General features: G+C 68.7%; 9 protein-coding genes. 5 read left to right on the top strand and 4 right to left on the bottom strand.

Annotated elements, in window-relative coordinates; genetic code table 11:
- Positions 1-4 precede the first annotated feature (4 nt).
- From xdhC to uraH, 4 genes are read right to left on the bottom strand one after another with little or no spacing between them, the layout of a single operon-like run.
- Positions 5-880, bottom strand: coding sequence for a xanthine dehydrogenase accessory protein XdhC (xdhC, locus tag H536_RS0106895; protein ID WP_024349770.1), 876 nt, complete (start codon positions 878-880; stop codon positions 5-7).
- Positions 877-3,303 carry a xanthine dehydrogenase molybdopterin binding subunit gene (gene xdhB / locus H536_RS0106890; RefSeq protein WP_029702855.1) on the bottom strand — a complete coding sequence of 809 codons (2,427 nt, stop codon included), beginning with the start codon at positions 3,301-3,303 and terminating at the stop codon, positions 877-879. The genes xdhC and xdhB overlap by 4 nt, the downstream gene beginning before the upstream one ends.
- Positions 3,300-4,802 carry a xanthine dehydrogenase small subunit gene (gene xdhA / locus H536_RS0106885; protein ID WP_024349768.1) on the bottom strand — a complete coding sequence of 501 codons (1,503 nt, stop codon included), beginning with the start codon at positions 4,800-4,802 and terminating at the stop codon, positions 3,300-3,302. Before xdhA ends, xdhB begins: the two co-directional genes overlap by 4 nt.
- Complete coding sequence (gene uraH / locus H536_RS0106880; RefSeq protein WP_024349767.1) at positions 4,802-5,170, bottom strand: hydroxyisourate hydrolase; 369 nt, start codon at positions 5,168-5,170, stop codon at positions 4,802-4,804. Before uraH ends, xdhA begins: the two co-directional genes overlap by 1 nt.
- Positions 5,171-5,340: 170 nt before the next feature.
- On the opposite strand from uraH, the gene H536_RS0106875 reads away from it, so the two are divergent.
- The 5 genes from H536_RS0106875 to H536_RS0106855 all read left to right on the top strand — a co-directional run bounded on the left by H536_RS0106875 (position 5,341) and on the right by H536_RS0106855 (position 11,873).
- Positions 5,341-6,015 carry an HAD family hydrolase gene (locus H536_RS0106875; protein WP_024349766.1) on the top strand — a complete coding sequence of 225 codons (675 nt, stop codon included), beginning with the start codon at positions 5,341-5,343 and terminating at the stop codon, positions 6,013-6,015.
- 79 nt (positions 6,016-6,094) lie between these two features.
- Positions 6,095-7,540: an allantoinase PuuE gene (gene puuE, locus H536_RS0106870; protein ID WP_024349765.1), complete on the top strand. Its 1,446-nt coding sequence runs from the start codon at positions 6,095-6,097 to the stop codon at positions 7,538-7,540.
- Positions 7,537-8,559 (top strand): allantoicase, encoded by a 1,023-nt coding sequence (gene alc / locus H536_RS0106865; protein WP_024349764.1) that lies wholly within the window; start codon positions 7,537-7,539, stop codon positions 8,557-8,559. The genes puuE and alc overlap by 4 nt, the downstream gene beginning before the upstream one ends.
- Entirely contained in the window at positions 8,556-9,062 is a 507-nt protein-coding gene (locus H536_RS0106860; protein ID WP_024349763.1) for an ureidoglycolate lyase, read from the top strand. The genes alc and H536_RS0106860 overlap by 4 nt, the downstream gene beginning before the upstream one ends.
- 180 nt (positions 9,063-9,242) lie before the next feature.
- A complete protein-coding gene (locus H536_RS0106855) occupies positions 9,243-11,873 on the top strand; it encodes a glucose/quinate/shikimate family membrane-bound PQQ-dependent dehydrogenase (RefSeq protein ID WP_024349762.1) in 2,631 nt (876 codons plus the stop codon).
- The last annotated feature ends 11 nt before the right edge of the window (positions 11,874-11,884 follow it).

Raw genomic sequence — 11,884 nt, 5'->3', positions numbered from 1 at the left:
CGGGTCACCTCGTTGATCGGACTGGCGCACTATTGCACCGCGCAGACGCAGCTGCAAAGCGATCGATCACTATTTCCTGTTGACTGGAAAGCAGGCAGGTCGCCAGCTCGGCAGCCGTCAGCGCGGCGATCACTTCGGGCCGCTTGTCCCGCACCGCAGCACCGCCGATCGGCAAGGTCAGCCGATCGATGTCGCCGCCACATCCGGCGGCTTCCAGATCGCGGCGCAGCCGCTCGCGCTTGGTCGCCGAGCCGATCATACCGACATAGGCGGCATCGCCGCGCGCCAGCGCCGCGCCGGCGATGAGGAAGTCAAGCGAGTGCTCGTGGGTCATCACCACATAGGCGGCGCCCGGGGGTGCGGCGTCCACTTCGGCCTCGGGCAGCGCGGCGGCGACCGTCGTGACGGTGTCGGGCAGGCCGTGCAGCGTCTCCGGCCGGCTGTCGACGAGCCGCACCGAGAAGGGCAGCAGCGCCAGCGCCGTCGCCAGCGCGCGCCCGGTATGGCCCGCACCGAAGATCAGCACGGTCGGCTGGGCTGCGCGCCGGACTTCGTCGTCCCTCGTCAAGGCCTGCAGCGCGGCATCGTCGGCGGGGGCAAGGTCGAGCCGGACGCGGCCGCCGCAGCACTGGCCGATCTCGGGGCCGAGGGGCACGTCCATCTGAGCCGTGTCCTCACCGGCCTCCAGCATCATGCGGGCGCGTTCGATGGCCTCGAATTCCAGCCGCCCGCCGCCGATCGTGCCGGCCATGCCGTCCGCCGTGACCAGCATCGCCGCGCCGGCTTCGCGCGGGGTCGAGCCGCGAACCTCCGTCACCGTGACGAGGACGGCTGGATCACCCGCGGCAAGCGCCGCGCGCAGGGCGGCCGCGACGCTCATGCGGCGCCCCGCACGCTGTCTACGGCCGCCAGCACCCGCTCGGGCGTCGCCGGCACGTCGAGATCGGGGAAGGCCCGGCCGTCACCCGCCGCGATGATCGCATCGGTCAGGGCCGAGAACACCGAGATCGCCAGCATGAAGGGCGGTTCGCCGACGGCTTTGGAGCGATAGATCGTCTCGGAACGGTTCTCGCCCTTCTCCCAGATCGCCAGGCGGAAATCGTCCGGCCGGTCGTTGGCCGTCGGGATCTTGTAGGTCGAGGGCGCATGGGTCCTGAGCCGTCCGGCTTCGTCCCACCAGAGCTCTTCCATGGTCAGCCAGCCCATGCCCTGGATGAAGCCGCCCTCGATCTGGCCCCGGTCGATGGCCGGGTTCAGCGACCGGCCGACATCGTGGAGAATGTCGGTGCGCAAGAGCCGGTACTCGCCGGTCAGCGTATCGATCACGACTTCCGAACAGGCCGCCCCATAGGCGAAGTAATAGAAGGGCGTGCCGCGGGCATTGTCGCGATCGTAGCTGATGCCCGGCGTGGCGTAGAAGCCAGTCGAGGACAGGGAGATGCGCGCCAGATAGGCCTCGCCGACGAGATCGGAGAAGCGTTTCTCGGCATTGCCGATCCGCACCCGGTTGGCCTCGAACACGACCTGGTCGCGGGGCACGTGATAGCGCTCCACGGCATAGTCGATCAGCCGGTCCTTGATGGTGCGCGCGGCCGCCTGCGCTGCCATGCCGTTGAGATCCGAGCCGGACGAGGCGGCGGTTGCCGAGGTATTGGGGACCTTGCCTGTGGTGGTGCCGGTGATCTTCACCCGGTCGATGTCGATCTGGAATTCCTCGGCGACGACCTGCGCCACCTTGGTGAACAGCCCCTGCCCCATCTCGGTGCCGCCATGGTTCAGCGTCACCGAGCCGTCCTTGTAGACATGGACGAGGGCGCCGGCCTGGTTGAGATGGCTGGTGGTGAAGGAGATGCCGAACTTCACCGGCGTCAGGGCAAGCCCCTTCTTCAGTACCGGATTGGCGGCGTTGAAGGCCGCGATCTTTTCGCGCCGGGCTCGATAGGCGCAGCTCGCCTCCAGTTCCTCGAGGATCTCGCCGATGACCGAATCGGTCACCGGCATGTGGTAGGGGGTCGACGCCGGGCCGGTCCCGCTGCCGGGCGCCGGATAGACATTGCGCTTGCGCACGTCGAGCGGATCGAGGCCGGTGGCAAAGGCGATCCGGTCCATGGCGCGCTCGATGCCGACCATGCCCTGCGGACCGCCGAAGCCGCGAAACGCCGTGTTGGAGACCGTATGCGTCTTCAGCCGCCGCGAATGGATGCGCGCGGCGGGCAGCGCATAGGCGTTGTCGGCGTGGAACATCGCCCGGTCGGCAATCGCCGCGGACAGGTCCTTGGAATAGCCGCAGCGCACGAAATGGGCGAAATCGACGGCTTCGATCCGCCCATCGGCGTCGAAGCCGAGATCGTACTCGATCCGCACCTCGTGGCGCTTGCCGGTCATGACCATGTCGTCGTCGCGGTCGAGCCGGCATTTGGCCGGCCGGCCGGTCTTCACCGCCACCAGCGCCGCGACGGCGGCGAACAGTGCCGGCTGGCTTTCCTTGCCGCCGAAGCCGCCGCCCATGCGCCGCACCTCGACGGTCACCGCATGGTCGGGAATCCCGAGCATCTTGGCAACGTTGTGCTGGACCTCCGAGGGATGCTGGGTCGATGAGCGCACCAGGACGTCGCCGTCCTCGCCCGGGATCGCCGAGGCGATCTGACCTTCCAGATAGAAATGGTCCTGGCCGCCGATCTCGATCCGGCCGCGCAGGCGCTGATCGGCCGTGTTGAGCACCGCCTCGGCATCGCCGAGCCGCATCTCGTGCGGCGGCAGCAGATCCTCGCCGGCCTCGTCGGCCATGGCGATCGCCGCGTCGAGATCGATCGCCGCCGGCAGATCCTCATAGGCGATCGTCGCGCATTTCGCCGCGGCCCTTGCCGCCGCGACAGTCTCGGCGGCGACGGCGAAGATCGGCTGGCCGACATACTGGACGACGGCGCCCTCGCCTTCGAGCGGCGGGAAGATCGGATCGTCGCCGAAGACCGGCGAATAGTCGTTCTGGCCGGGAATGTCGGCTGCCGTCAGCACCGCCACAACGCCCGGTGCGGCGCGCACCGCATCGAGATCCATCGAGAGGATGCGGGCATGGGCGCGCTCGGACATGGCGATGAAGATATGAAGCGTGCCCGGCAGTTCCGGATCGTCGTCGATATAGCGGGCGGCGCCGGAGACATGCTTGGCGCCGCTGTCATGGGCGAGCGCCGCGCTGACGCCGCCCCGAATGGCGCGGGCCTCGCCCGGCGGCTGCTCGCCGAGTTCGGCGGGCGCCGGCTCGCCGGCCGCACCGCGATCCTGGATGCGGGTTTCATCGATCATGATGCCGCACCGACCGTTTCGCCAACCGCTTCCGGCAGAATTTCGGCCAGCCCCATGCGCGGCGCGTCCCCTTCCTGAGAAAGGAAGCGCCGCAACAGGTTCTGCGCGGTCTTCAGACGGTATCCGGCCGAGGCCCGCATGTCGGTCAGCGGCGTGAAATCCTCCGCCAGCGCGGCGACGGCGGCTTCGATGGCGTCGGGGACAAGCGGTCGCCCGACCAGTATCGCCTCGGCCCGCGCGGCGCGCTTGGGAACGCCCGCCATGCCGCCAAAGGCCAGCCGCGCTTCGGTGACCGGCGCGCCCGGCCCCTCGCCTTCGACCGTCAGGCGGAAGGCGGCCATGACCGCCGAAATGTCGGAATCCAGCCGCTTGGAGATCTTGTGGGCGAAGAAGCGCTGGCCGTCCTCGAGTCGCGGCACTTCGACGGCGATGACGAACTCGCCCTTGGCGCGGTCCTGCCTTCCATATTCGAGGAAGAAGTCTTCCAGCGGCACCTGGCGGAAATCGTCGCCCTTGCGCAGATGCAGCACCGCGCCGAGCGCGATCAGGCAGGGTGGCAGATCGCCGATGGGCGAACCGTTGGCGATGTTGCCGCCGACCGTGCCGGCATTGCGGATCTGGTAGCCGGCAAAGCGGCGGAGCATCTCGCCGAGATCCGGATGAATGTCGGCGAGGATGTCGCGGGCTTCGCGATGGGTGACCGCCGCGCCGAAATAGACCCGACCGCCGGCTTCCTCGATCACCCGCAGGTCGCGGACATGGCTGACATCGATCAGGGTCGGCAGCTCACGATGCTGCTTGGTGACCCAGAGGCCGACATCGGTCGCTCCGGCGACCAGCACGGCGTTGGGATGCTCGGCATAGAGGTCGGCGAGATCGTCGACATTGGTCGGCGCGAACCAGCGGCCCCCATCCTTCTCATAGGCAAAGACCGCGTCGCCCTCGATGACGCGCAGGCGGCGGGAGAGGACCGCGTCCTCTGCCCGCCTGTCGGGCACGGGCTCGGCGGCCAGATCGAGACCGGCATCGATGATCGGACCGTAGCCGGTGCAGCGGCACAGATTGCCGGCGATCATGTCCTTCACCGATGCCCGGTCCGAGATCGCGCCGGTCAGCCAGCCCGCATGAAGCTGCATGACGAAGCCGGGCGTGCAGAAGCCGCACTGGCTGCCGTGACGCTCGACCATCGCGGTCTGCACCGGATGCGGCCCGTCGCGTCCGATATGCTCCACGGTCTCGATGGCGCGGCCGTTCATTGCCGGCAGAAACTGGATGCAGGCGTTCACGGCCCGGCGATGCAGGCCGCCCGCCCCGTCGGATTCGGCCAGAAGCACCGTGCAGGCGCCGCAATCGCCCTCTGCGCAGCCTTCCTTGGTGCCGGTCAGCCGCTCGGTGCGGCGCAGATATTCCAGCAGCGTCGTCGTCGTCGCGACGCCCTGGACGGTGCGTTCCTCGCCGTTGAGGACGAAGCGGATCGGCCGGGCGGAGATCGCCGTCATCAGCTCCCCCGATAGGTCGAATAGCCGAAGGGCGAGAGCAGCAGCGGCACGTGATAATGGGTGCGTTCGGCGATGCCGAAGCGCAGCACCACGTCGCCGAGGAATTTCGGCTCCTGCAGGTCGATGCCCATGGCGTCGAAATAGGCGCCGGCCGCGAAGACCAGCTCGTATTCGCCGATCGCGAAGGCGTCGCCCGCCATCAGCGGCGCGTCACAGCGCCCGTCGGCATTGGTCACGGCCTCGGCGACCAGCGTGCGGCTGCCGTCCGGGCCGAGCCGGGTCAGCGCCACGGCGATGCCGGAGCCGGGACGACCGAGACTCGTATCCAGCACATGCGTTGTCAGCCGCGCCTGATCTGCTTCGCCCATCGAGGCCGTTCCATTGCTTTTTTGACCATCCGGTCAGCATCCTGCACCGCCCGGTGCGGAGCCGTAAAGCGGGGCGCTGCACAATAATCCACTCGCCGCAGCGCCTTGGCGCCACACATCCCCCGTGACAGCCGTTCCGCGGGGATGGCCGACACCAATGGAGCCAGAACATGCGTGACGGACCGGCCTTCCTCTTCGACCTCGACGGTACCCTCGTCGACAGCGTCTACCAGCATGTCATCGCCTGGCAGGAGGCGCTCGATTCGGAGGGCATCGCCCTGTCGGTCTGGCGCATTCACCGCAAGATCGGCATGAGCGGCGGGCTGTTCACCAACCAGCTGCTGCGCGAGACCGACCGCGAGATCACCGAGGAGACCTCGGAGCGCCTGCGCAAGCTCCATGCGGAGGCCTATGGCCGGCACGCCCACATGGTGCGCCCGCTGCCCGGCGCGAAAGAGCTCCTGGCGGCGCTGACCGAGGCGGGCGTCAAATGGGCGATCGCCACCAGCGGCCGGATGGAGACCGCGCGGCACAATCTCGACCGGCTCGGCGTCGATCCGGACAAGGTGCCGGTGATCACCCGCGACCTGGTCAAATACGCCAAGCCCGATCCCGACCTGTTCATCGCCGCGGCCGAGAAGCTGGGCGTTGCGACCGACACCACCATCGTCGTCGGCGATTCGATCTGGGACATGCTGGCCGCGCAGCGCTGCCGGGCGCTCGGCGTCGGGCTGCTGTCCGGCGGCTACGGCACCAACGAGTTGGAGCGGGCCGGCGCCTTCCGGGTCTACGAGGACCCCGCCGACATGCTGCTGCATATCGACGAGGTGGGCGGTCGCCGCTGACCCTTCGCGGCGTCTCTCACCGACGCTTCCAGAGACGACCGGGTTCGGGCTATCTCTTGTGCAGACTGACGGAGCCTGCATGACATCACCCCGCTACCCGCGCGACCTTCTCGGCTACGGCCGCACGCCCCCCGCCCCGGCATGGCCCAATCCGGGCGGCAGTGGCGACGCCAGGATCTGCGTCCAGTTCATCGTCAATTACGAGGAGGGCGGCGAGAACTCCGTCCTCCACGGCGACGCGGCCTCGGAGGCGTTCCTGTCGGAGATCGTCGGCGCCCAGCCCTGGCCGGGCATGCGCCACATGAACATGGAATCGATCTACGAATACGGTTCGCGCGCCGGCTTCTGGCGGCTCTGGCGCATGTTCACCGAACGGGCCATGCCGGTCACGGTCTATGGCGTGGCCACCGCGCTCGCGCGCAACCCGGACGTGGTCGCGGCGATGCAGGAGGCCGATTGGGAGATCGCCTCGCACGGCCTGAAATGGGTGGAATACAAGGACTACGACCGCGAGGACGAGCGCCGGGACATGCAGGACGCCATCGCGCTGCATGCGGCGATCACCGGCGAACGCCCGCTCGGCTGGTACACCGGCCGCTCCTCGCAGCACACGCTGGAGCTGGCCGCCGAAGAGGGCGGCTTCCTCTACGCCTCCGACGCCTATGCCGACGACCTGCCCTACTGGCAGGAGACAGAGTCCGGGCCGCTTCTGGTCGTTCCCTACACGCTCGACACCAACGACATGCGTTTCGCCACCCCGCAGGGGTTCAATTCCGGCGACCAGTTCTTCGCCTATCTGAAGGATGCCTTCGACGTCCTCTATGCGGAGGGCGAGGCCGGCCAGGCGAAGATGCTGAATATCGGCCTGCACTGCCGGCTGGTCGGGCGGCCCGGCCGCGCCGCGGCGCTGGCCCGCTTCCTCGACTATGTCCAGTCGAAGCCCGACGTCTGGGTCGCGCGGCGGATCGACATTGCCCGCCACTGGCGCGAGCGCTTTCCGCATGCCGCGCCCTGGCGGCCGAGCCGATTGTCGAAAACGGCCTTCGTGGACGTGTTTGGCTCGGTCTTCGAGCATTCGCCCTTCATCGCCGAGCGCACCCTGACGCGTGGTCTCGGCGCCGCCAACGACACGGCGGAAGGCCTTGCGGCCGCGATGATCCAGACCTTCCGCCTCGCCTCCTGGGACGAGCGGCTGGGCATCCTCAAGGCGCATCCCGATCTCGCCGGCAAGCTGGCGCTGGCCGGCGACCTGACCGAGCAGTCGAAATCCGAACAGGCCGGCGCCGGCCTCGACCGGCTGAGCGAGGCGGAGCTCGCCCGCTTCACCGATCTCAATACGCGCTATGTCGCGCGCTTCGGCTTTCCCTTCATCATCGCCGTGAAAGGCCTAACCAAAGACGACATCCTCGCCGCCTTCGAGGCGCGGGTCGACAACGACCAGGCCACCGAATTCGCCACCGCATGCCGGCAGGTCGAGCGCATCGCCCGCCTGCGCATCGCCCAGATTTTCGAGGACGCAGCATGAGCTCCGAACGCTTCATCACCGCCGAACCCGCTCCGGAGGCCGACGACCTCCTGAAGCGCTATGTGGATCTCGCCCATCCGCGGCTCGGCACCGAGGTCACCTTCGCGACCGACGACTTCTTTGCCGACAAGAGCCGGATGATCGCGCCCGAGGCGCCGGTCTTCTTCCCGGACCGCTTCGACGACCACGGCAAGTGGATGGATGGCTGGGAATCGCGCCGCAAGCGCACGCCCGGCCACGACCATGCGATCATCCGCCTCGGCCAGCGCGGCACCATCGCCGCCATCGACATCGACACCGCCTTCTTCACCGGCAATTTCCCGCCGGAAGCCGCGCTCGAAGCGGCCGACACGGTGGACGCGCCGGGCGAGGACGACTGGCAGACCATCGTGCCGCGTATGGATCTGAAGGGCGACAGCCACAACATCGTTGCCAGCGACGCTGCCGGCCCGTTCCGCTGGCTGCGCCTGCACATCTACCCCGATGGCGGCGTTGCGCGCCTGCGGGTCTACGGCACCATCGCCAAGGACTGGTCCGAGGTCGGCGCCGACGAGGTGGTCGATCTCGCCGCGCTCACCAATGGCGGCACCGCCATCGCATGGAACGACGCCCACTACGGCGCACCCGCCAACATGCTGGCGCCGGGCCGCGCGCCGGTAATGGCCGATGGCTGGGAGACCGCCCGCCGCCGCCGACCCGGCAACGACTGGTGCGTCCTCAAGCTCGGCACCGCGGGCGCCATCTCCAACCTCCTGATCGATACCCGTCACTTCAAGGGCAATTTCCCCGACCGTTTCAGCCTGCGCGCCGCGCGGCTGGAGGCCGATCCCGCGCCCGATTCCATCGAGGCGGAAAGTGCCGCATGGCCGCTGCTCCTCGACGAAACCAGGCTGGCGGCCGACGAAGAGCGGACCTTCGACGACGTGAATGATCTTGGTCCGGTGACCCATGTCCGCCTCGACATCTTCCCCGATGGCGGCGTGTCGCGCCTGCGCCTCTACGGTACCAAGGCATCATGAGCGCGACCGACCGGACCCTTTTCGCGCGCCCGCTCACGAAAGAAGCCTTCGCTCCCTTCGGCAACGTCATCGAGACCGATGGCGCTGCGCATTTCGCGATCAATGGCGGCACCACCACCCGCTTTCACGATCTCGCCCATGTGGATGTCGCGACGGAGGGCGGCCGTCCGCTGATCTCCATCTTTCGCGGCCAGGCCTTCGCCTTCCCGGTGGAGATCCGGATGATGGAGCGCCACCCGCTGGGCAGCCAGGCCTTCGTGCCGCTTCAGCCTGTCCCGTTCCTCATCGTCGTGGCGCCGGATCGGAACGGCCAGCCCGGCGAGCCCGAGGCCTTCCTCGCCGCACTAGGCCAGGGCGTGAACTATGCCCGCAATGTCTGGCACCATCCGCTCGTGTCGCTCTCCCAGACCAGCGACTTCGTCGTCGTCGATCGCGGCGGCGAGCAGCCGAACCTCGAGGAGCAGACCTACCCGGCCCCCTATTCGGTGCTGGGGGAGCGGTAGCCGCGTCCCCCGGGCGGGCTAGTCCCGGCAACCGAAGCACGGGCCGCACGGGCGGGAGCCGGCGAGAGCACCTGTGACCGGTAGCCCGTCCATTTTGCATTGCCAAAAGCGCCAAAGGCTGGACATGCCGGCCGAGGGCGATAGGTCGGTCCGACATGCTGCACAGCGAAAGGACGTCCGATGCGCTCCGGTCCCGGCTCGATCATCTCCCTCATCACGATCGCGATCCTGGCCCTGGCCGGCCTGTTCCTCACCGGCGGCGGCCTCTGGCTGATCGTCGCGGGCGGTTCCTGGTACTATCTGATCGCCGGCCTCGTCATGCTGGCGACCGCGCTGCTCCTGCAGTTCCGCCGTCCTGAAGCGCTGTCGCTCTACGCCGCGCTCGTCGTCGGCACGCTGGTCTGGGCGATCTGGGAGGTCGGCTTCGACTGGTGGCCGCTGGCAGCGCGCGGCGGCGTCATCTTCATCCTCGGCCTCGTCCTGCTCCTGCCGTGGATCACCCGGCGCCTCGGTCGCCGCAATGTGGCCCAGGCACTGGACGGCGTCGTCGTGACGCCGTCGGCGCGGCGCGGATCGGGTCTCGCGCTGTCCGGTGCCCTCGTCATCGCCCTCGTCGTGGCCGGCATCTCCTGGTTCACCGATCTGCACTCGGTCGAGGGCCGGCTGCCGGAGCGCCAGACCGCGTCGAACGATCTCGGCGTGCCGCCCGGCGAATGGCACCAGTACGGCCGCACCAATTACGGCCAGCGCTATGCGCCGCTGGACCAGATCACCCCGGACAATGTCGACCGGCTCCAGGTGGCCTGGGAGTACCATACGGGCGACGAGACCCAGCCGGGCGACCCGGTGGAGACCACCTTTGAGGTCACCCCGCTGAAGATCGGCGAGCGGCTGTATCTGTGCACGCCGCATCAGAACGTCATCGCCCTCGATGCCACGACCGGCGAGGAGATCTGGCGCTACGATCCGCAGATCCAGGGCGAGCTCGCCCTGCAGCACCTGACCTGCCGGGGCCTCGCCTATCAGGCGCCGGGCACGGCCGATCAGGCGAGTGCCGACGCGGCCGCCGCGCCGGCCGAGGATACGACGTCGCCGGCCTCCGACGCGCCCACCGGCACGGCCACCGCGCTTGCGCAGAGCGGCCAGCTCGCCGCGCCCCAGACCGACGGCCAGCCGGCAGCGGCGGGTGACGCCACGACCGCACCGGCCGCGCCGGGCGGGACGCCCACCAGCAACCAGCCGGTGGCGGCGGCGACCGCCGCGCGCACCAGCGAAACCTGTAACGGCAAGCTGTTCATGCCGACCGCCGACGGCCGGCTGATCGCCCTCAACCTCGACACCGGTGCCGTCTGCGCCGGCTTTGGTGGCGGTGACGGCCAGATCGACCTCTGGCGGAAGATGCCGAACGTCAATCCGGGGTCCTATTACTCGACCTCGCCGGTCGTCGTGACGCAGGATATCGTCATCGTCGGCGGCACGGTCCTCGACAATGTTTCCACCAACGAGGCCTCGGGCGTCATCCGCGGCTACGACATCGAGACGGGCGATCTCGTCTGGGCCTGGGATTCGGGCAATCCGGACCAGACCGCGCCGCTGCCGGAAGGTCAGACCTACACGCCGAACTCGCCCAATTCCTGGTCGATCTCCGCGGCCGACGAGGCGCTCGGCATGGTCTATGTGCCGCTCGGCAACCAGCCCCCGGACCAGTGGGGCGCGAACCGCTCCGATGCCGTCGAGCGCTTCTCCTCCTCGGTCGTCGCGCTCGACATCGCCACCGGCGAAGTGCGCTGGGTGTTCCAGACCGTCCACCACGATCTGTGGGATTACGACGTGCCGTCGCAGCCCTCGCTGCTCGACCTGACCATCAGGGGCGAGAGCGTGCCCGTGCTCGTGCAGCCGACCAAGCAGGGCGAGGTCTACGTCCTCGACCGGCGCACCGGCGAGCCGGCCCTGCCGGTGGTCGAGAGCCCGGTCCCCGGCGGTGCCGTCAAACCGGACTTCACCGCGCCGACCCAGCCGGTTTCGGCGCTGTCCTTCGATCCGCCGGCGATCCGCGAGACCGACATGTGGGGCGCCACCCTGTTCGACCAGCTCGCCTGCCGCATCGCCTTCCATAACTATCGCTACGAGGGCCGCTACACGCCGCCGTCACTGGAAGGCTCGCTGGTCTATCCGGGCAATTTCGGGGTGTTCAACTGGGGCGGCGTCGCCATCGACCCGGTGCGCGACGTGATGTTCTCGACGCCGGCCTATCTGGCCTTCGTTTCGAAGCTGGTGCCGCGCGACAATGACAGCGACCTCGTCGTCAACAAGTCGCAGCCGGAAGGCGCCCTGCCGGCGCTGAACGAGAATTTCGGCGCGCCCTATGCGGTCGAGCTGTCGCCCTTCACCTCGGTGCTCGGCCTGCCCTGCCAGTCGCCGCCCTGGGGCTATGTCGCCGGCTCCGACCTTGCCACCGGCGAGACCGTTTGGATGCACAAGAACGGCACGGTGCGCGATTCCTCGCCGATCCCCCTGCCCTTCGAGATGGGCGTGCCGGATCTCGGCGGTCCGGTCATCACCGCCGGCGGCGTCGCCTTCATTTCCGGCACGCTCGACTATTACGTGCGCGGCTTCGACGTGACGACGGGCAAACAGCTCTGGCGCGCCCGGCTGCCGGCCGGCGGCCAGTCGACGCCGATGTCCTACGAGGGCGCAGACGGGCGGCAGTATGTGCTGGTCGCGGCGGGCGGGCACGGCTCGCTCGGCACCAAGCGCGGCGACAGCGTGATCGCCTATGCGCTGCCGGACGGGGCCGCAGCCGCCGAATAGGACACCTGCTT

This window comes from Aurantimonas coralicida DSM 14790, assembly GCF_000421645.1.
GTDB lineage: Bacteria > Pseudomonadota > Alphaproteobacteria > Rhizobiales > Rhizobiaceae > Aurantimonas > Aurantimonas coralicida.
Note: the sequence above shows the minus strand (reverse complement) of the source record. Positions and strands in the feature narration are given on the sequence as shown.